The 17,992-nt window shown below is 69.7% G+C and carries 21 protein-coding genes and 1 tRNA gene; 10 read left to right on the top strand and 12 right to left on the bottom strand.

Going from position 1 to position 17,992, the window contains the following annotated elements; all coding sequences use genetic code 11:
• Positions 1–89: 89 nt before the first annotated feature.
• Positions 90–162, top strand: a tRNA-Leu gene (locus ACI2K6_RS00490).
• Here ACI2K6_RS00490 and ACI2K6_RS00495 read toward each other — a convergent pair.
• Positions 122–1,030 carry an EamA family transporter gene (locus tag ACI2K6_RS00495; protein ID WP_274178044.1) on the bottom strand — a complete coding sequence of 303 codons (909 nt, stop codon included), beginning with the start codon at positions 1,028–1,030 and terminating at the stop codon, positions 122–124. The two genes, ACI2K6_RS00490 and ACI2K6_RS00495, sit on opposite strands and share 41 nt — an antisense overlap.
• Positions 1,031–1,072: 42 nt before the next feature.
• On the opposite strand from ACI2K6_RS00495, the gene ACI2K6_RS00500 reads away from it, so the two are divergent.
• The 4 genes from ACI2K6_RS00500 (at position 1,073) to ilvA (ending at position 4,666) form a co-directional block, all read left to right on the top strand.
• Entirely contained in the window at positions 1,073–1,552 is a 480-nt protein-coding gene (locus ACI2K6_RS00500; protein WP_274177990.1) for a MarR family winged helix-turn-helix transcriptional regulator, read from the top strand.
• A gap of 78 nt (positions 1,553–1,630) precedes the next feature.
• A complete protein-coding gene (locus tag ACI2K6_RS00505; RefSeq protein WP_282501036.1) occupies positions 1,631–2,197 on the top strand; it encodes a LemA family protein in 567 nt (188 codons plus the stop codon).
• A gap of 64 nt (positions 2,198–2,261) precedes the next feature.
• Positions 2,262–3,443 carry an AI-2E family transporter gene (locus ACI2K6_RS00510; RefSeq protein WP_112618019.1) on the top strand — a complete coding sequence of 394 codons (1,182 nt, stop codon included), beginning with the start codon at positions 2,262–2,264 and terminating at the stop codon, positions 3,441–3,443.
• The gene (ilvA, locus tag ACI2K6_RS00515) at positions 3,440–4,666 is read left to right on the top strand and encodes a threonine ammonia-lyase (protein ID WP_282501035.1); all 1,227 of its coding nucleotides are present in this window, start codon (positions 3,440–3,442) and stop codon (positions 4,664–4,666) included. Before ACI2K6_RS00510 ends, ilvA begins: the two co-directional genes overlap by 4 nt.
• Positions 4,667–4,691: 25 nt before the next feature.
• Here the strand turns inward: ilvA and greA are convergent, their stop codons facing one another.
• Together greA and ACI2K6_RS00525 are read right to left on the bottom strand one after the other, a co-directional pair.
• The gene (gene greA / locus ACI2K6_RS00520) at positions 4,692–5,183 is read right to left on the bottom strand and encodes a transcription elongation factor GreA (protein WP_112618021.1); all 492 of its coding nucleotides are present in this window, start codon (positions 5,181–5,183) and stop codon (positions 4,692–4,694) included.
• A gap of 84 nt (positions 5,184–5,267) precedes the next feature.
• Positions 5,268–5,663 (bottom strand): DUF4307 domain-containing protein, encoded by a 396-nt coding sequence (locus ACI2K6_RS00525; protein ID WP_112618022.1) that lies wholly within the window; start codon positions 5,661–5,663, stop codon positions 5,268–5,270.
• A gap of 80 nt (positions 5,664–5,743) precedes the next feature.
• Between ACI2K6_RS00525 and ACI2K6_RS00530 the strand changes: the two genes are divergently transcribed.
• Positions 5,744–5,989 carry a hypothetical protein gene (locus tag ACI2K6_RS00530; protein ID WP_112618023.1) on the top strand — a complete coding sequence of 82 codons (246 nt, stop codon included), beginning with the start codon at positions 5,744–5,746 and terminating at the stop codon, positions 5,987–5,989.
• A gap of 34 nt (positions 5,990–6,023) precedes the next feature.
• Here ACI2K6_RS00530 and ACI2K6_RS00535 read toward each other — a convergent pair whose 3' ends face one another.
• Positions 6,024–6,716 (bottom strand): hemolysin III family protein, encoded by a 693-nt coding sequence (locus ACI2K6_RS00535; protein WP_274178043.1) that lies wholly within the window; start codon positions 6,714–6,716, stop codon positions 6,024–6,026.
• A 96-nt stretch (positions 6,717–6,812) separates the two neighbouring features.
• Between ACI2K6_RS00535 and ACI2K6_RS00540 the strand changes: the two genes are divergently transcribed.
• Both ACI2K6_RS00540 and ACI2K6_RS00545 read left to right on the top strand, forming a co-directional pair.
• On the top strand, positions 6,813–7,589 hold the full coding sequence (locus ACI2K6_RS00540) for an isoprenyl transferase (protein WP_112618024.1): 777 nt from the start codon (positions 6,813–6,815) through the stop codon (positions 7,587–7,589).
• Positions 7,590–7,781: 192 nt separating this feature from the next.
• Positions 7,782–9,137 carry a PhoH family protein gene (locus ACI2K6_RS00545; protein WP_378718814.1) on the top strand — a complete coding sequence of 452 codons (1,356 nt, stop codon included), beginning with the start codon at positions 7,782–7,784 and terminating at the stop codon, positions 9,135–9,137.
• A 39-nt stretch (positions 9,138–9,176) separates the two neighbouring features.
• Here ACI2K6_RS00545 and ACI2K6_RS00550 read toward each other — a convergent pair whose 3' ends face one another.
• The 7 genes from ACI2K6_RS00550 to xseA are packed head-to-tail and all read right to left on the bottom strand — an operon-like array spanning position 9,177 to position 15,105.
• Positions 9,177–9,830 carry a response regulator transcription factor gene (locus ACI2K6_RS00550; protein WP_274177987.1) on the bottom strand — a complete coding sequence of 218 codons (654 nt, stop codon included), beginning with the start codon at positions 9,828–9,830 and terminating at the stop codon, positions 9,177–9,179.
• Entirely contained in the window at positions 9,827–10,801 is a 975-nt protein-coding gene (locus ACI2K6_RS00555; protein WP_181574278.1) for a sensor histidine kinase KdpD, read from the bottom strand. The genes ACI2K6_RS00550 and ACI2K6_RS00555 overlap by 4 nt, the downstream gene beginning before the upstream one ends.
• A 10-nt stretch (positions 10,802–10,811) precedes the next feature.
• Positions 10,812–12,206, bottom strand: coding sequence for an aspartate ammonia-lyase (locus tag ACI2K6_RS00560; RefSeq protein ID WP_274177986.1), 1,395 nt, complete (start codon positions 12,204–12,206; stop codon positions 10,812–10,814).
• Between the two features lie 29 nt (positions 12,207–12,235).
• Entirely contained in the window at positions 12,236–12,913 is a 678-nt protein-coding gene (locus ACI2K6_RS00565) for a carbonic anhydrase (RefSeq protein ID WP_269266110.1), read from the bottom strand.
• A complete protein-coding gene (locus ACI2K6_RS00570) occupies positions 12,910–13,551 on the bottom strand; it encodes a DUF4245 family protein (protein WP_282501033.1) in 642 nt (213 codons plus the stop codon). The genes ACI2K6_RS00565 and ACI2K6_RS00570 overlap by 4 nt, the downstream gene beginning before the upstream one ends.
• Positions 13,551–13,784 carry an exodeoxyribonuclease VII small subunit gene (locus ACI2K6_RS00575; protein ID WP_023950420.1) on the bottom strand — a complete coding sequence of 78 codons (234 nt, stop codon included), beginning with the start codon at positions 13,782–13,784 and terminating at the stop codon, positions 13,551–13,553. Before ACI2K6_RS00575 ends, ACI2K6_RS00570 begins: the two co-directional genes overlap by 1 nt.
• Before the next feature lie 10 nt (positions 13,785–13,794).
• The gene (xseA, locus tag ACI2K6_RS00580; RefSeq protein WP_404567713.1) at positions 13,795–15,105 is read right to left on the bottom strand and encodes an exodeoxyribonuclease VII large subunit; all 1,311 of its coding nucleotides are present in this window, start codon (positions 15,103–15,105) and stop codon (positions 13,795–13,797) included.
• Between the two features lie 58 nt (positions 15,106–15,163).
• Here xseA and ACI2K6_RS00585 point away from each other — a divergent pair, with 58 nt between their 5' ends.
• Both ACI2K6_RS00585 and ACI2K6_RS00590 read left to right on the top strand, forming a co-directional pair.
• Positions 15,164–16,225, top strand: coding sequence for a 4-hydroxy-3-methylbut-2-enyl diphosphate reductase (locus tag ACI2K6_RS00585; protein ID WP_274177982.1), 1,062 nt, complete (start codon positions 15,164–15,166; stop codon positions 16,223–16,225).
• Entirely contained in the window at positions 16,222–16,803 is a 582-nt protein-coding gene (locus ACI2K6_RS00590) for a DUF6264 family protein (RefSeq protein ID WP_112618031.1), read from the top strand. The genes ACI2K6_RS00585 and ACI2K6_RS00590 overlap by 4 nt, the downstream gene beginning before the upstream one ends.
• Positions 16,804–16,874: 71 nt before the next feature.
• Here ACI2K6_RS00590 and fbaA read toward each other — a convergent pair whose 3' ends face one another.
• Positions 16,875–17,903 carry a class II fructose-bisphosphate aldolase gene (gene fbaA, locus ACI2K6_RS00595; protein ID WP_274177980.1) on the bottom strand — a complete coding sequence of 343 codons (1,029 nt, stop codon included), beginning with the start codon at positions 17,901–17,903 and terminating at the stop codon, positions 16,875–16,877.
• Positions 17,904–17,992 lie beyond the last annotated feature (89 nt).

Here is a 17,992-nt window from a genome sequence, read left to right on the forward strand (position 1 = left end):
TTCGTGGGGTGCGAGTGGGCGTGTGCTGCCAGGTGAAGGGTCACCCCTGGGCCCGAGCGGCCACCCGGGGGCCGGTAACGTGGGACCGGGCCCCCGTAGCCCAATGGCAGAGGCAGGCGACTTAAAATCGCTTCAGTGTGGGTTCGAGTCCCACCGGGGGTACGTCGGGGATCTTCGGGCCCCGCTGTGCGACGGCGGCGGTCACCGACGCGAGCACCGTGACGAGGCCGGCGGTTTGGAGGGCGCTCAGCGTCTCGCCGGCGACGAGCAGCCCGAGCAGGACCGCCACGACGGGGCTCAACAGCCCCAGGAACGCCGGAAGGCGCGTCGGCAGCGCCCGCACGCCGCGGAACCACAGCAGGTAGGCGAGCGCCGTGCCGATGAGCGTGAGGTACGCGTAGGCCCCGAGTTCGGGCGCGGTGGGAAGCGCGTCCGGCAGCGGCTCGAGGAACGCCGTGAGCACCGCGAGCAGGATCCCGCCCGTGACGAGCTGCCACGCTGTGATCGTGAGCGGCGGCTGCCCCGCGCCCCAGCGCTTCGTCAGGACTGTGCCGACGGCCATCGAGACTGCGCCGCCGAGCGCCGCGGCGATACCGATCGGGTCGAGGTCGGCGCCTCCGGGCGCGACGATCATCCCGACGCCGATGACACCGGCGACTCCGGCGATCGACGTCAGCACGGTCAGCCGCTCGGAGAGGATCCACCAGCCGAGCATTGCGACGATGAGCGGCTGGATCCCGCCGACGACGGCTGCCACGCCGCCGGGTAGCCGGTCGGCGGCGACGAAGAGGCACCCGAAGAAGACCGTGAAGTTGAGGGCGCCGAGGATCCAGGCGCGCCACCACCACGACCCGGTGGGCAGACGTCGGGCCACGAGAAGCAGGATCAGCCCGGCCGGCAGCGCGCGCACGGTCGCGATGAGCAGCGGATGCCCCGGCGGAAGGAACGTCGTCGTGGTCAGGTACGTGGTTCCCCAGACCAGGGGCGCGATGGCGGTCAGGGGAACGAATGCGGTCCGATTGCTAAGCACTTAGTGACTATAGCTCAGTGCTTAGCCAGTAGGATCGAGGACATGGACCGCGTCGACCGGATTCTGGAACAGTGGGCGCGTGAGAGGCCCGGCCTCGACGTGACCCCGATGGCGGTCATCGGGCGGCTCGGGCGGGCGGCGGCCGCCGTCGATGCGCGCCTCGCGGCCACGTTCGTGCGTCACGGTATCGACGCGGCGACCTTCGATGTGCTTGCGACGCTCACCCGGCAGGGGAAGCCCTATGAGCTGACGCCCGCTGAGCTCGCGGCGGATGCCATGATCACCTCGAGCGCCGTCGCCCAGCGGCTGAACCGGCTCGAGGGCCTGGGCTACGTCAGCCGCCATCCTGACCCCGCGGACGGACGGGGGAAGATCGTGCGCCTGACCCCGAAGGGGCTCCGGGTGGTCGACCGCGTCCTCCCGGACCATCTGGAGAGCGAGCGTGCGGTGCTCGCGCCGCTCACCGAGAGCGAACGGTCTCAACTCGCCGTGCTCCTGTCCCGGCTCGCCCCGGGTGGGTAAGACCTGCGAGTTCGCGTGCGTGGCCGGTTCGGCCGGATACGCCCTGGTTAGACTGGTCGCGGAGAAGGGGGACATGCAATGGAGTGGCTGATCCCGGTCATCGTCATCGTCGCACTGCTTGCCGTGATCGGCATCTACCTGTGGGCGACCTACAACTCGCTCGTGGCGTTGAACGTCCGCGTCGACGAGGCCTGGAGCGACATCACCGTGCAACTGAAGCGGCGCGCGGACCTTCTCCCGAACCTCATCGACACGGTGCGCGGCTATGCCGCACACGAGAAGGCGGTCTTCGAGAACGTCACCCGTGCTCGTGCCGAGATCCTTTCTGCGAACGGGCCGGCCGAGGCGGGAGTAGCCGAGGGGCACGTCCAGCAGGCGTTGAAGTCGCTGTTCGCGGTCGCCGAGGCGTATCCACAGCTCCAGGCGAGCCAGAACTTCCTGCAGCTGCAGCAGGCGATCGTCGACACCGAGGACAAGATCCAGGCGTCGCGTCGCTTCTACAACGGCGGCGTGCGAGAAATGAACACGAAGATCAAGGTGTTCCCCAACAACCTCTTCGCGCGCAGCCTCGGGTTCTCCGAACGAGAGTTCTTCGAGGTTCAGAACGGCGCGGCGATCGCGGAGCCGCCGCGCGTGCAGTTCTGAGCGGACGCTCTGAGACCGCCCCCGACGGTCGGACGCGCCCGCGGCGCAGTCTTAGACTGGCCGGATGAGCGACGACAAGGTCGGGCGGTCCTTCTTCGACGCCCTGCGCACCCGAACCGTTGCCACCGAGACGTCGACGGGAATTCCCCGGGGCCTGCGTTTGGCCACGGCGTACTCCTGGCGGCTGCTCGTGGTCGCTGCCGCCGCGGGCGTGGCCATCTGGATCATCATCCAGCTCAAGCTGCTCGTCATCCCGCTGCTCATCGCGATCCTGATCGCGGCGCTGCTCTGGCCGGGTCTGCTCTGGATGCTGGAGCACCGTGTGCCGCGCTGGGCGGCGATCGTGGTGAGCGTGCTCGCGACCATCGCCGTCATCTCGGGCCTCCTCTGGCTCGCGATCTGGCAGATCAGCCGGCAGTGGTCTTCGGTTCAGGCGAGAACGGTCGAAGCCGTCGGCCAACTTCGTCAGTACCTCATCGACGGTCCGCTCCATCTCACTTCGACGGAGATCGACGGTCTGCTCCAGCAGGGCTGGGGCTTCCTCGAACAGCAGGCGTCACTCCTGTGGTCGGGCGCCCTCGCCATCGGCTCCACCGTGGGGCACGTCGCGACCGGAGCGCTGCTCGTGCTCTTCATCCTGCTGTGCATCCTCGCCGACGGCGGGCGCATCTGGCGTTGGGTCGTCCGGCTCTTTCCCCGTCAGGCTCGTCCGGCGGTCGACGGCGCCGGCCGGACGGGGTGGCGCACCGTCGTGACCTACGCGCGCACCCAGCTGCTCGTCGCGACGATCGACGCAACCGGTATCGGTCTGGGCGCCCTCTTCCTCGGCGTGCCGCTCGCGGCCCCGATCGCTGTGCTCGTGTTCCTCGGTGCCTTCATCCCCTTCGTGGGGGCCGTGGTCACGGGGGCCCTCGCCGTCTTCCTCGCGCTCGTCTACAACGGCCCCTGGATCGCGCTGTGGATGCTCGTCATCGTACTCGGCGTGCAGCAGCTCGAGGGGCACATCCTGCAGCCGCTCCTCATGGGCTCGGCGGTGAAGGTCCACCCGCTCGCCGTCGTCATCGTCGTCGCCGGCGGTGCGATGATCGCCGGCATTCCCGGGGCCCTGTTCGCGGTTCCGCTGGCCGCATTCGTCAACGTCGTCGTGCTCTACGTGTCGCGACGTTCGTGGGAGACCGGGGTCGCCCCGCGGCCCGATGAGATGATCTGGAGCACCGTGCCCCGAGACCGGAGGAAGAACGCATGACCGGACCCACTCCGGCCGACCTCGACGCCGCAGCGGCCGTGCTCGACGGCGTCGTCACCCGCACGCCGATGGAGTACTCCGAGCACCTCTCGGATCTCCTGGGCGTGCCCGTGCACCTGAAGCTCGAAAACCTGCAGCGCACCGGCTCGTTCAAGATCCGCGGAGCGACCTACCGCCTCTCCCGCCTCACCGAGGAAGAACGCGCGCGCGGCGTCGTCGCGGCGTCGGCCGGCAACCACGCCCAGGGCGTCGCGCTCGCAGCGCAGAAGCTCGGTATCCGGGCGACGATCTTCATGCCGCTCGGCGTCCCCGTCCCCAAGCTCCTCGCCACCCGCGGTTACGGCGCCGATGTCGTGCTCGAGGGCGCGACGGTCGAGACGCCCCTGCGCCTGGCCGCCGAATTCGCCGAGCGCACCGGTGCCGTGCTGATCCATCCGTTCGACCACCCCGACGTCATCACGGGCCAGGGGACTCTCGGACTCGAGCTCGTCGACCAGGTGCCCGACATCGAAACACTCCTGATCCCGATCGGGGGAGGCGGTCTCATCGCCGGCGTCGCCGCCGCAGTGAAGGGCCGCGCTGCCGCCGAGGGGCGCCGCGTGCGCGTGATCGGGGTGCAGGCGGAGAACGCGGCTGCGTATCCATCGTCGCTGGCTGCAGGGATGCCGCTCGCGGTCGAGACGACCCCGACGATCGCCGACGGCATCGCGGTCGCCCGCCCCGGCGACGAGACGTTCGCGGTCATCCGCGAGCTCGTCGACGAGGTCGTCACGGTCTCGGACGACGACATCGCCCGTGCGCTTCTGGTGCTGCTCGAGCGCGCGAAGCAGGTCGTCGAGCCCGCCGGCGCAGTGGGTGTCGCAGCCATCCTCGCGGGCAAGGTGACGGCGTCGGGCCCAACGGTCGCGGTGCTCTCGGGCGGCAACATCGACCCTCTGCTGCTGCAGCGCGTCGTCGCCCACGGCCTCGCGGCATCCGGTCGGTACATGACGCTGCAGATCCCGCTTCCCGATCGGCCCGGCCAGCTGGCTCGCGTCTCGGAGCTCCTGTCGGTCGCGGGCGCGAACGTCATCGAGGTGCTGCACACCCGCCACGGGCAGGGGCTGCAGATCAGCGAGGTGATCCTCCAGCTGAGCGTCGAGACGCGGGGTGAGGAGCACCGCGCTCAGGTCATCGCGATCCTCGAGGATGCCGGCTTCGCGCCGACGGTCGTCGCCGATTGACGGACGCCGGCGCGAAGCTCGCGGGTCACTGGCCCGAGTAGGTCTCGACCTTGACGATCTCGACGGAGATGTCGCGCCCGTTCGGCGCGGTGTACGAGGTCTTGTCGCCCTCCTTGAGGCCGAGGATGGCCTCGCCGAGCGGTGACGCCTCGCTGTAGACATCGAGCTCTGAGCCGGCCGCGATCTCGCGGCTGCCGAGGAGGAAGACCTCCTCGCCGCCGGCGACGAGCGCGGTGACGACGGTGCCCGAGAGCACGGTGCCGTCGGATTCGGGAGCCTCTCCGACGGTCGCGTCCTTGAGCAGCTGCTGCAGCGTGCGGATGCGCGCCTCCTGCTTGCCCTGCTCGTCCTTCGCGGCATGGTAGCCGCCGTTCTCCTTCAGGTCGCCCTCCTCGCGCGCGGCCTCGATGCGCTTGGCGATCTCCTCGCGGCCCGTCGTCGAGAGGTGTTCGAGCTCCGCGACGAGACGGTCGTAGGCGTCCTGCGTGAGGAAGGTGACGGGAGCGTCGTTCGACATGTGATCTCCTTGGACTGGCGCGGCGCACAGCCGCCTATGGCGAACGCCCCGGCATCCGACCGGGGCGCACAAGAAATGCCTAGACTACGGGATCCAGCAAGAGGTCACCAAACCATTGGTCGCCAGCGCCACGGTCGGGATGGTCTCGGTGAACGCTCGTGAGACACCGTCAGCGGCCGGATACTCGACGACCCGCCACCCGACGACGCCGTGCTCGGTGTCCTGGGCCTCGAGGGCGCACGCGAGCGGCTTGTCTCGCGCGCCGCTGACCTGGAACGAGACGACCACCGAGTGCTCGTCGATCACCTGGAATCCGGTCGCGTCGGTGTCGACGGAGTCGATGGCGCCGGTCACGGTCGTCCAGGCGACGAGTCCGAGAACGCTTGCCCCCACCACCGCAGCGGCACCGATCAGAATCCGCCGGGACCGCTTCTCACGCGTCCGACCGTAGCGCTGGTCGAGCTTGAGCTGCGTGGTCATGATGACGGTCTCCGGGGTGGTTCTGACGGGATTAGGCTGGTGGTTCCAGGCTAAGCGCTTCTCGCGCAGATCGAGGAACCATGAACTCCCTCCTGTGGCTCACGTCGGCGGCGACACCGCTCCCCGAGATCACGGTCGACCCCACGTCGGTCACGCCCGGCCCGTGGGGCTTCGGAGCGATCGTGATCCTGACGATCGCCGTCGTGCTCCTCCTGCTCGACATGCTGCGACGGGTACGTCGGGGCCGATACCGTGCCGAGGTGCGCGAGCAGCTCGACGAAGAGGATGCCGCAGCTCGCGGCGAACGGGACGCCGACACGCGCTGACCTACGGGGCCGTCGGCCTCGTCCCTCCGCGACCTCAGCCCGCGTGATACGCGGGCTCGAGCGCGATGAGGAGGCACGCCGTCCAGTGGCAGAGGAATGCCAGGACCGTGCAGACGTGGAAGATCTCGTGGAAGCCGAAGTGGCCCGGCCACGGGTTCGGCTTCTTCAGCGCGTAGACCACCGCGCCGCCGCTGTAGAGCAGGCCGCCGATGATCACCAGGATCATCATGGCGGCGTTGGCCTGGAACAGCGGAACGATGTACATCACCGCGGCCCAGCCCAGCGCGAGATAGAGCGCGACATAGAGCCAGCGCGGTGCGTGTATCCAGAACACGCGGAAGAAGATGCCCGCGATCGCTCCGCCCCACACCAGCGACAGCAGCAGCACCGTCTGCTCGGTGGGAAGGGCCAGCACCGCCAGCGGCGTGTACGTTCCGGCGATCAGGAGAAGGATGTTCGCGTGGTCGATCCGCTTGAGGATCGCCTTGGTGCGCGGCTTCCAGTCGAACCGGTGGTAGAGCGCGGAGTTGCCGAACAGCAGCAGCGAGGTGGTCATGAACACGGCGCTCGCCCACTTGGCCGGCGCGCCCTGTGCGAGCACGATCAGAACGATGCCTGCGGCGATCGCGACGGGGAAGGTCGCCGCGTGGATCCAGCCCCGCCACGACGGGCGCAGCTCGACCTGAGCGCTGACGGCAGCGGCGTCCAATAGGGGAAGCTGGGGCATCTCGACGCCCTCATCGGGTGCGGGTCGGGTCACAACACGAGCGTACGCTCTGGCATATGCCAGCGTTCACATGAGGGCGAGGAGTAACGTAGGGGAGTGGCTGCGAACCGCGGACGAGGACCCCTCTATCGCCTGTATGCGTCCCGGCTGCGCCGGCACCTGACGCCGGAGACCGTTCCGCATCACGTCGCGATGATGATCGACGGCAACCGTCGGTGGGCGCGCCAGGCGGGTTACCCCACGCCCGCCGAGGGCCACCGCGCCGGGGCCGCGAAGATGCACGAGTTCCTGCGCTGGTGCGACGAGCTCGGCATCCGCGTCGTCTCGCTCTATCTGCTCTCGCACGACAACCTCGCCAAGCGCGACTCGCGCGAACTCGCCGACCTGCTCGAGATCATCGCCGAGCTGGCCGAGACGCTCTCGAGCGAGCCGGGGTGGCGCGTGCAGCACGTGGGCCGCGCGGGCCAGCTGCCCGAGGATCTCGCCCGCGTGCTCGCCAAGGCGGAGGACCGCACGCGCGAGAACACCGGTCTGCACGTCAACCTCGCCGTGGGTTACGGCGGGCGGGGCGAGATCGTGGATGCGGTGCGGAGCATCATCACGAGCCACCACGAGCGCGGCGGATCTATGGAGGAGCTCGCGGAGAGTCTGACGCCCGAGCAGATCGGCGAGCACCTCTACACCGGTGGCCAGGCCGACCCCGATCTCGTCATCCGCACCTCCGGCGAGCAGCGCCTCAGCGACTTCCTGCTCTGGCAGTCGGCGCACAGCGAGTTCTACTTCGTCGAGGCGCTCGGACCCGACCTGCGTGAAGTGGACTTCCTGCGCGCGATTCGCGACTTCGCGACGCGCGACCGCCGCTTCGGCGGCTGACGCGCCAAGCACGGCACGCAGAGTTCACGTTCGCGAAACCTCCGCGGGCGTGTCGCGCTGGCGGGCTGCCGGTCGCCCACCGTACTGTCATCGCAACGGGCACGGCGCCCGTTCGAGTCGGCCTTCTCACGACTCGTGACCCCTGGTCGACTCGTGTGAATCGGGTGAGACACCCGAGGCGGGGAGTGGGTTGTGGCCGCACGAGCAACAGAGCAGCAGCGTCGCGTCATCCACGGCGGAGGTGACGAGCTCGACCAGGAGCTGCGCACCTACGTGCTGGACACGTCGGTCCTGCTGAGTGATCCGCGAGCATTGTTCCGCTTCGCCGAGCATTCGGTCGTCGTCCCCGTCGTGGTTGTCACCGAGCTCGAGGGCAAGCGGCACGATCCCGAGATCGGCTATTTCGCCCGCCAGGCGCTGCGCCACCTCGACGACCTGCGGGTCGAGCACGGCCGGCTCGACTTCCCCGTTCCCGTCGGCGAGGGCGGCACCCTGCGGGTGGAGCTGACGAACACCGACCCCTCGGTGCTCCCCGCCGGGATGCGGCTGGGTGACAACGACACGCGCATCCTCGCCGTCGCGATGCACCTCGCTCAGGAGGGGCAGCCGGTCACGGTCGTCTCGAAAGACCTGCCGATGCGGGTCAAGGCGGCTTCGCTGGGCATCAGCGCGGAGGAGTACCTCGCCGAGCAGGCCGTGGACTCCGGATGGACCGGCATCGCGAACATCGACCTCTCCGGCGACGAGATGAGTGATCTCTACGAGAGCGAGGTCGCCACGAGCGACGAGGTGCGCGGCGTCCCGGTCAACACCGGGCTCGTCATCCACTCCGAGCGGGGGTCTGCCCTCGGGCGCGTGACGGGCCCGGGCTCGTTCCGCCTCGTGCGGGGCGATCGTGACGTCTTTGGACTGCACGGACGCTCGGCGGAGCAGCGGATCGCGATCGATCTCCTGCTCGACCCGGATGTCGGCATCGTCTCGCTCGGCGGTCGCGCGGGCACGGGCAAGTCAGCGCTCGCGCTGTGCGCTGCCCTCGAGTCGGTGCTCGAACGGCAGCAGCAGCGCAAGATCATCGTCTTCCGTCCGCTTTTCGCCGTCGGCGGTCAGGAGCTCGGCTACCTTCCCGGCGACGCCCAGGAGAAGATGAACCCCTGGGGTCAGGCCATCTTCGACACCCTGGGGTCGGTCGTCTCGGGCAACGTGGTCGAGGAGATCATCGCGCGCGGGCTGCTCGAGGTGCTGCCGCTGACGCACATCCGCGGTCGCTCGCTGCACGATGCCTTCGTCATCGTCGACGAGGCTCAGTCGCTCGAGCGCAATGTGCTGCTGACGGTCCTCAGTCGCATCGGTCAGAACTCCCGCGTCGTCCTCACCCACGACGTCGGCCAGCGCGACAACCTGCGCGTCGGACGGCACGACGGCATCGCCTCCGTGATCGAGACGCTCAAAGGCCACGACCTGTTCGGCCACGTGACGCTCACGCGCTCGGAGCGGTCGGCGATCGCGGCGCTCGTGACGGATCTGCTCGAGGCGGGCGAACTCAGCTGATCCCGGATGAGGTCGGCCTCGGGAAGACCGGGGCCGACCTCAATCCCAGCGGTACCCCTCACCGCGTACCGTGACGATGCGCGAGGCGCCGACCTTGCCCCGCAGATAGCGCACGTAGACGTCGACCACGTTCGATCCGGGGTCGAAGTCGAGCTCCCAGACGCGGCTCAGCAGCGTCTCGCGGCTGAGCACCTCGCCGGCATGGCGGAGGAACTGCTCGGCGAGCGCGAACTCCCGTGCGGAGAGATCGATGTCGCGGCCGTCGACGGTGGCACGCCGGGTCAGCATGTCGAGGCTGACGCCGTCGCGGGTGATCATGGTCGTCGGGCCCGCGCTCTCGCGCAGCCGCGAGCGTACCCGGGCGAGGAGTTCGGCGACGACGAACGGCTTGGACACGTAGTCGCTCGCCCCCGCATCCAACCCTTCGACGGTGTCGTTCGTTCCGCTCCGAGCGGTGAGCATGATGACGGGCACGGCCGATCCGGACGCGCGGAGGCGGCGCAGTACCTCGAACCCGTCGATTCCCGGAAGCCCGACGTCGAGGATGACGAGGTCGATATCCTCGCCCTCGAGCAGGTCGAGCGCCGTCTCACCGTCCTCGGCGACGAGCGGCTCCATGTCGGCGGTGCGTACCGCACGCTCCAGGAGGCCGATGATGTGGGGCTCGTCGTCGACGAGCAGGATGCGGGTCATCCGATCTCCTTGCGCTGGAGGACGACCTCGTCGGCCCGCACCGGCGCAGGGAGGCGCCGGGCCGAGCGGAGCGGGATCGTGATGGTGAAGGTAGCGCCGCCGCCCGCGGTCTCCGTGACCGTGCAGGAACCGCCGTGGCCCTTGGCGATCGCATCGACGATGGCGAGGCCGAGACCCGAGCCGCCGACCGACCGCCGGCGACCGCCGCGATCGAATCTGCGGAAGATGCGATGCCGGGCCGCGGGCGGGATGCCGGGGCCGTGGTCGCGCACCCAGAGGTGGAAGGCGCCCGCGTAAATGCCGCTGCCGAGCTCGATCGCGGTTCCCACCGGGGTGTGCTTGGCGGCGTTGTCGGCCAGCTGCAGCCATGCCTGGAGCAGGCGGTCGGCGTCGCCGTGGATGATCCCGCGCTGCGTCGATTCGACGGCCCAATCGTGCCCGGGGATGACGGTGACGAGGTCGACCACGCGCTGGGTCAGGCTCTCGATGTCGACCTCGTCGAGGGCGAACCGCTCGCCCTCGACCGAAGCCAAGAGATCGATGTCACCGATGAGGCGGGTCATGCGATCGAGTTCGCCGATCGAGATCTCGCGGACGGCGTCGACATCCGCCGGGTCATCGGCATCGACGAGTTCGAGGTGCCCCCTCACGATGGCGATCGGTGTCTTGAGCTCGTGACGCACGTCGTCGAGCAGACGTCGTTGGGCCTCGACCGCCGCGTCGAAGGCGTCCTGAGCCGCCGCCTCGCGCGGCGGGGTGGCCAGGAGCGGCCAGCCGACGAGCCATACCGTCACAAGAGTGCCGGCGCCGGCGACGGCGAAGACCAGAACAGCCGCCCAGGGGAGCTCGACTCCGAGCAGCAGGAACACCAGCAGCGAGCCGATCGCGGCGACGACGAAGCCGGCGCACACGATCGCGAGGACGATCCCCAGGATGCGTGCGCGCCGGGCTTCCGACCGCGACGGGTTCACCCTCCGATTATCAACCAGGGTGCGTCATCGAGAGCAGGTCGAGCTTCTCGTCGAGCTGCGCCTCGGTCAGCTCGCCCCGCTCGACGTATCCGAGGTCGATCACGGCCTCGCGGACCGTGATGCCCTTGGCGACGGAGTGCTTGGCGATCTTCGCCGCGGCCTCGTACCCGATGAGCTTGTTCAGCGGGGTGACGATCGACGGCGACATGCCTGCGAACGCGGCGGCGCGTTCGACGTTGGCCTGCAGACCGGCCACCGTCTTGTCGGCGAGCACGCGCACGGCGTTCGAGAGCAGGCGGATCGACTCGAGCAGCGCCGTGCCCATCACCGGGATGGCGACGTTCAGCTCGAACGAGCCGGATGCCCCGGCCCACGCGACCGTCGCGTCGTTGCCGATGACCCGGGCCGACACCATCAGCACGGCTTCGGGAACGACCGGGTTGACCTTGCCGGGCATGATGGACGAGCCGGGCTGGAGGTCGGGGATGTGGAGCTCACCGAGACCGGTGTTCGGGCCCGAGCCCATCCAGCGGATGTCGTTGTTGATCTTCGTCAGCGATACCGCGATCGTGCGCAGGGCGCCGGACGCCTCGACGAGGCCGTCTCGGTTGGCCTGCGCCTCGAAGTGGTCCTTCGCCTCGGTGATCGGAAGCTCGGTCTCGGCCGCGAGCAGCTCGATGACCTTCTGCGGGAAGCCGAGGGGCGTGTTGATGCCCGTCCCGACGGCGGTGCCGCCGAGGGGGACCTCGCCGACGCGGGGCAGCACGGCCTGGACGCGCTCGATGCCGAGGCGCATCTGGCGTGCGTAGCCGCCGAACTCCTGACCGAGGGTCACGGGCGTGGCATCCATGAGGTGCGTACGACCTGACTTCACGACGTCCTTCCACTCCTCGGCCTTCGTCTCGAAGGCGACCGCCAGGTGGTCGAGGGAGGGGATGAGGTCGTCGATGAGCGCCTGGGTCACGGCGATGTGCACCGACGTCGGGAAGACGTCGTTCGACGACTGCGACGCGTTGACGTGGTCGTTCGGGTGCACCGTGCTGCCGAGCGCGCGGGTCGCGAGGGTGGCCAGCACCTCGTTCATGTTCATGTTCGACGACGTGCCGGAACCGGTCTGGTACGTGTCGACGGGGAAGTGCGCGTCGTAGCGCCCGGTGACGACCTCATCGGCTGCTCCGGCGATCGCATCGGCGATGGCGGGGTCGAGCGTGCCGAGCTCCTTGTTGGCGAGCGCGGCGGCCTTCTTGATCCGCGCGAGTGCGGCGATCTGGCTCGACTCGAGCCCCGAGCCCGAGATCGGGAAGTTCTCGACCGCGCGCTGGGTCTGCGCGGCGTAGAGGGCGTCCTTCGGGACGCGGACCTCTCCCATGGTGTCGTGCTCGATGCGGTACTCGATGTCGGTCACGTCGTTGTTCCTCTCTCGGTGGGATGTCGTCAGGATGCGGCGTCGTCGTGGACGTCGCCGAGGATGATGGAAGCCTCAGCGGCGCCTTCGCCGAGGCGGTAGTTCGCTCCGATGATGGCCAGTCGGCCCTCGGCGACGGCGGTGCTGATGAGCTCGGACGCGTGGAGCAGCTGACCGACCGTGTCGCGCAGGTGCTCCCGGCCCACGACCTCGGCGTCCACGTTCTCGGCGGTGACGCCGGCGTCGGCTCCTGCCCGCAGGACGCGGCGCACGGCGGGCACGATGGGGGAGATCTGACGCCAGATGAGCGGCGGCAGCGGGGGAGCGTCGATGCCCGTGCTGTCGATCGCGGCACGCACGGCGCCGCAGGCGTCGTGCGCGAGGACGACGATCAGCGGCACGTTCAGCACGGCGACGGCGTACTCGAGGCTGCCGACGACCGAGTCGGAGATGACCTGACCGGCGTTGCGGATCACGAAGAGGTCGCCGAGGCCCTCGTCGAAGATGATCTCGGCCGCGAGGCGCGAGTCGGAGCAGCCGAAGAGCGCGGCGCGCGGAGTCTGCGAGCCGGCGATCTCGTGGCGGCGCTCGACGTCCTGCCGGGGGTGGCGCGGAGTGCCTTCGACGAATCGGATGTTTCCCGCGCGCATCTCGTCCCAGGCTTCCTGGGGCGTGGGGGATGCCGGAGCGGCCGCGGTCGACGTCATGGTGTCTCCTCCTGCAGTTCGACGATCTGGGTCGCGAGGCCGCGCGCAGCGGTGCGCACGGTCTCGGCGTCGATGGCCCCGCCGCCGTAGACGAGGATGGTGTCGGCTCCCGCCTGGGTCGTCAGGGCAAACGAGATGTTCCCGGCGCGCGCGGGATCGGGGATCTCGAAGACCTCCCACGACACGCCGTCGATGGTCTCGGTCGACGTCGTGCGCGAGCCGCTGACCTGCCGCGACGCCCAGCCGGCATCGGCGTCGAACGCCTGCTGCACGTTGACGTATCCGCTGGCGGGCGCGTAGACGATCTCCCAGGTCTGGACGTCGTCGCCGGCGAGCTCCGCCTTGTTCACGCGCCACGCTTCCGGCACCTCGGGAGCCACGAGCTGGCGACCGATGCCGGAGCCGACATCCGTCGCGACCGCGGCGACGTCGATGCCGGGCTGTTCGGGGACCGAGCCGCGCGGCACGGCGAACACGATGACCGCGACGACGGCCACCGTGACGATGAGGGCGGCGAGCAGGTTCCGCACGTTCTGGCTCGAGCGGTAGACCTGCGACGACGCCGCCTTGCGGGCGGCGGTCTCGTCGGGCGTCTCGGGGCGGCCGAGCTCCGCGACGACGCGGGGCCCCTTGGCCATCACGCGTCGTCCGCGCGCGTGGCGCGCGCTTCGTCGAGCCGGCGCTTGGCGCCGAGCAGCCATTCCTCGCATCGTGCGGCGAGCTGCTCGCCGCGCGTCCACAGGGCGAGCGACTGCTCGAGAGTCGGCGCACCTTGTTCGAGCTCGGCAACGACGCGCACGAGCTCGTCGCGCGCCTGTTCGAAGCTGAGGGTCTCGACGTCGGCGGAGAGCCCTTCGGCCGGCGGAGTCATGTCAGCCATTCTAGGACGGGTCCGCCGGTGCGCCCGCCGCCTCAGCGGGCGCGGCCCCGTCGTCGACGACGCCTTCGGAGCGCGCCGCGAACGCGCCGCGGCCGACGGTGACGGTGACGTGCGAGCCCGCCGGGGCCTGCGCGGCGTCTCGGATGATGACTCCCGCATCGAGATGAGCGATGGCGTAGCCACGGTCGAGTGTGGCGCCCGGCGAGAGCGCCCGGAGTGTGGCGCGGAGCCGGGCGATGTCGTGGCCCGCGGCATCCATGCGGCGCGTCACGACGTCTCGACCGCGCGCCGTGAGGACGTGCAATTCGTGCGCGCGGGTCGTCATGAGCGACTCCGGATTGCGCAGCACCGGCCGCGATCGCAGTTGCTCGAGCTGCGCGAGATCGTGCGAGACGCGCTGCGTGAGGCGCGTACGGGCGCGGCTGCGCAGCTGCTCGACGAGCGCGCGCTGCTCCACGACGTCGGGCACGACCCGCTTGGCGGCATCCGTCGGCGTCGACGCGCGGAGGTCGGCGACGTCGTCGAGGAGCGGATGGTCGTTCTCGTGGCCGATCGCCGACACCACCGGCGTCGTCGCCGCGGCCACGGCCCGCAGCAGCCTCTCGTCGCTGAAACCGAGGAGCGTCTGCGGGTCGCCGCCGCCGCGCGCGATGACGATCACATCGACCTCCGGGTCGGCGTCGAGGGCGCGCAGAGCCGCGATCGTCTCGGGAACGCACCGATCGCCCTGCACCGCCGCGTGCACCGTGCGGAAGGCGACGTGCGGCCAGCGCAGCTCGGCGTTGCGGTGCACGTCGCGTTCCGCGTCGCTGCGCTCACCCGTGATCAGGCCGATCATGTGGGGGAGGAACGGCAGGCTCTGCTTGCGGGACGGATCGAACAGACCTTCCGCCCGCAGCTTCGCGCGTAGACGCTCGAGCTGGACGAGCTGATCGCCGAGACCTGTCGGTCGCATGGCCGACACCGTGAACGAGAAGTCGCCAGACTTCACGAAGTAGTCGCTCTTGACGCACGCGACGACGCGGTCGCCGACCTGCGGGCTCGAGCCGAGGCGCTGCAGGGTGCTCGACCAGAGGCGGAACGAGAGCGCGGCATCCGCTTCGGCGTCCTTCAGGCGGCCGAAGACATGACCGCCGCGGAGGTTCCAGGAGGTGATCTCGCCCTCGACCCACACGGCGTTCCACCGCTGCACGAAGTCGCGGATGGTCTCGTTGAGCCGCGAGATCGAGGTCGGCGTCTGCGGCGACGAATCGCGAGGATGGACGGCATCCGGCGGCGGCGTCTGATCGGGCGCGGTCTCGAACGACGGCATGGGGCTCCTCACGGCCGGTTCCGAGCGGCTGGCAGGATGCGCCTCGTAGAATCGAGGAGTGAGCACTCCCGCCGTCCGGCTGCCCGTTCCCCGCGTGCCGGGGCGTCACGGCCGTCTCCAGGATATCCCTGTGGGCGCCGCCAAGCGGGTGCTCCTGGCAGCTCCGCGAGGATACTGCGCCGGAGTCGACCGCGCCGTCGTCGCGGTCGAGAAGGCGCTGGAACGCTTCGGTGCGCCCGTCTACGTGCGCAAGCAGATCGTGCACAACATCCACGTCGTGCGCGAGCTCGAGGAGCGCGGCGCCGTCTTCGTCGACGAGGTCGACGCGGTGCCCGAGGGCGCGCACGTCGTCTTCAGCGCGCACGGGGTGTCTCCCGCGGTGGTCTCGGCGGCGTCCGATCGGGGGCTGCAGGCGATCGACGCGACCTGCCCGCTCGTGACCAAGGTGCACCGTGAGGCCGTGAGGTTCGCGCGCGACGACCGCGAGATCCTGCTGATCGGCCACGAGGGGCACGAGGAGGTCGAGGGGACCGCCGGCGAGGCGCCCGAGCACATCACGATCGTGACGTCGCCCGAACACGCAGACACCGTCGAGGTGCGCGACCCGTCGCGGGTCGTCTGGCTCTCGCAGACCACGCTCTCCGTCGACGAGACGATGGAGACCGTTCGGCGGCTGCGCGTGCGGTTCCCCGAACTGCAGGATCCGCCCTCGGACGACATCTGCTACGCGACCCAGAACCGCCAGGTCGCCATCAAGAAGATCGCCGCCGAAACCGACCTGGTGATCGTCGTGGGGTCGGCGAACTCGTCCAACAGTGTGAGGCTCGTCGAGGTCGCGCTCGAGTACGGCGCTCGCGCCGCGTACCGCGTCGACTATGCCGATGAGATCCGGCAGGAGTGGCTCGACGGCGTCCGGACGGTCGGGGTCACGAGCGGCGCTTCGGTACCCGAGGTGCTCGTGCAGCAGGTGCTCTCCAGTCTCGCGGATGCCGGTTACGCCGATGTCGACGAGATCCGAACGGCCGAGGAAGACCTCATGTTCTCCCTGCCGAAGGAGCTGCGCACGGATGCCGCCGGGAAGCAGGACGCCCGCGCACGCGGCGGACGGGGGCGGTCATGAGCGAGCAGGAACGTCCGCGCCCGCAGTACGGCGAGTACGCCACCCCCGAGGAGCAACGCGCCCGCATCGCGGCACTGGGCGGGGAAGCACCGCACCCCGATGTGGTCGAGACGGCGCAGGTGCCGGCCGGCTCAGCGGCACCCCGTCCCCATGAGTCCGCACGACAGCAGCTTCCCTCGCCGCGCCCGACCACGTCGGCTGCGCGCCCCACGCGGCTCGCCGACCGGATCATCACGGTCGCGCTGCTCGCGTACGGCCTGGTGACGGTGCTCGGAGCCATCCCGCAGCTGGTCGACTTCACGGGCTTCGCGCAGACGTGGATGGACATGGCTGGTATCGACGGGACGCTCGCGGACCCGGCGGGCGGACGGGCGTGGGGCATCGCCGCCGCCGTCGTCTACGGCGCGGGGTGGCTGCTGACCGCGGTGCTGTCGTGGTGGTCGCTGTCGCTGCGGCGGCTGTCGTGGTGGATCCCGCTCGTCGGCGCGATCGTGACATTCATCATCGTGAGCCTGCTGCTGGCGGTGCCGCTGCTGTCCGACCCGGCTGTGCTCGACGGGTTCTCGACCAGCCGCTGACGCGCACCCGAGAACGACAGAACGGCGCCCCGCGAACGAATCCGCGGGGCGCCGTTCCGTGTGGCCGGCGGTCAGCTCTGGGACTGGCCGAACGAGCCGAGCTGGCGGGTCGCCTCGACGACGCGAGCGGCCATCGCCGACTCGGCCTTCTTGCCCCAGGCGCGCGGGTCGTAAGCCTTCTTGTTGCCGACCTCGCCGTCGACCTTCAGGACGCCGTCGTAGTTCTGGAACATGAACCCGGCCACCGAGCGCGTGAACGCGTACTGCGTGTCGGTGTCGATGTTCATCTTCACGACACCGTTCGCGACGGCGAGGGCGATCTCCTCGTCGGTCGAGCCGCTGCCGCCGTGGAAGACGAGGTCGAGGGGCTTCTCGCCGGTGCCGAACTTCGACGCGATGCCGGCCTGGATCTCGCCGAGCAGCTCGGGCTTGAGCTTGACGTTGCCCGGCTTGTAGACGCCGTGGACGTTGCCGAAGGTGAGAGCGGCGATCCAGCGGCCCTGGTCACCGAGCCCGAGAGCCTCGACGACCTGCGAGACGTCACCGGTCGTGGTGTAGAGGGCGTCGTTCGAGCCCTCGTGCTGCACGCCGTCCTCTTCGCCGCCGACGACGCCGATCTCGACCTCGAGGATCGCGCGGATCGCCTTGATGCGGGGAAGCAGCTCCTTGGCGATCTCGATGTTCTCGGCGAGCGGCACGGCCGAGCCGTCCCACATGTGCGACTGGAAGATCGGCTGACCGCCGTCGGCGACGGCCTCCTCCGATGCCGAGATGAGTGGCAGCAGGAAGTCGTCGAGGGCGGGCTTCGGGCAGTGGTCGGTGTGGAGCGCGACCGTGACGGGGTAGTTCTTGGCGACCTCGTGGGCGAACTTCGCGAAGGCGAGCGCACCGGTCGCGCGGCCCTTGACGGTGTGTCCGGCGAAGTAGTCGGCGCCACCGGTCGTGACCTGGATGATGCCGTCGGAGCCGGCCTCGGTCAGGCCCTGAAGAACGGCGTTGATGGACTGCGAGCTGGCGGCGTTGATGGCGGGGTAGGCGAAACCACCGGCCTTCGCGCGATCCAGCATCTCTGCGTACTGTTCGGGGGTGGCGATGGGCATGAGAGCTCCTCAAATCGGCGGTGTTACCGAGCCCACTTTATCGAAGGCCGCTCTCGCCGTCCGCGGGGCGGCCGGAGAAACGACGCTGC

This window comes from Microbacterium sp. NPDC006705 (assembly GCF_044903545.1).
In the GTDB taxonomy this organism is placed as follows: Bacteria; Actinomycetota; Actinomycetes; order Actinomycetales; family Microbacteriaceae; genus Microbacterium; species Microbacterium plantarum.

What these genes read in the sequence shown, in the direction of transcription:
- ACI2K6_RS00535 (WP_274178043.1), bottom strand. Translation starts at nt 6,716, where the DNA reads ATGCCCCAGCTTCCCCTATTGGACGCCGCTGCCGTCAGCGCTCAGGTC.
- ACI2K6_RS00570 (WP_282501033.1), bottom strand. Translation starts at nt 13,551, where the DNA reads ATGGCCAAGGGGCCCCGCGTCGTCGCGGAGCTCGGCCGCCCCGAGACG.
- fbaA (WP_274177980.1), bottom strand. Translation starts at nt 17,903, where the DNA reads ATGCCCATCGCCACCCCCGAACAGTACGCAGAGATGCTGGATCGCGCG.
- ACI2K6_RS00575 (WP_023950420.1), bottom strand. Translation starts at nt 13,784, where the DNA reads ATGACTCCGCCGGCCGAAGGGCTCTCCGCCGACGTCGAGACCCTCAGC.
- ACI2K6_RS00500 (WP_274177990.1), top strand. Translation starts at nt 1,073, where the DNA reads ATGGACCGCGTCGACCGGATTCTGGAACAGTGGGCGCGTGAGAGGCCC.
- ACI2K6_RS00505 (WP_282501036.1), top strand. Translation starts at nt 1,631, where the DNA reads ATGGAGTGGCTGATCCCGGTCATCGTCATCGTCGCACTGCTTGCCGTG.
- ACI2K6_RS00590 (WP_112618031.1), top strand. Translation starts at nt 16,222, where the DNA reads ATGAGCGAGCAGGAACGTCCGCGCCCGCAGTACGGCGAGTACGCCACC.
- ACI2K6_RS00510 (WP_112618019.1), top strand. Translation starts at nt 2,262, where the DNA reads ATGAGCGACGACAAGGTCGGGCGGTCCTTCTTCGACGCCCTGCGCACC.
- ACI2K6_RS00565 (WP_269266110.1), bottom strand. Translation starts at nt 12,913, where the DNA reads ATGACGTCGACCGCGGCCGCTCCGGCATCCCCCACGCCCCAGGAAGCC.
- ilvA (WP_282501035.1), top strand. Translation starts at nt 3,440, where the DNA reads ATGACCGGACCCACTCCGGCCGACCTCGACGCCGCAGCGGCCGTGCTC.
- ACI2K6_RS00550 (WP_274177987.1), bottom strand. Translation starts at nt 9,830, where the DNA reads ATGACCCGCATCCTGCTCGTCGACGACGAGCCCCACATCATCGGCCTC.
- ACI2K6_RS00530 (WP_112618023.1), top strand. Translation starts at nt 5,744, where the DNA reads ATGAACTCCCTCCTGTGGCTCACGTCGGCGGCGACACCGCTCCCCGAG.
- greA (WP_112618021.1), bottom strand. Translation starts at nt 5,183, where the DNA reads ATGTCGAACGACGCTCCCGTCACCTTCCTCACGCAGGACGCCTACGAC.
- ACI2K6_RS00525 (WP_112618022.1), bottom strand. Translation starts at nt 5,663, where the DNA reads ATGACCACGCAGCTCAAGCTCGACCAGCGCTACGGTCGGACGCGTGAG.
- xseA (WP_404567713.1), bottom strand. Translation starts at nt 15,105, where the DNA reads ATGCCGTCGTTCGAGACCGCGCCCGATCAGACGCCGCCGCCGGATGCC.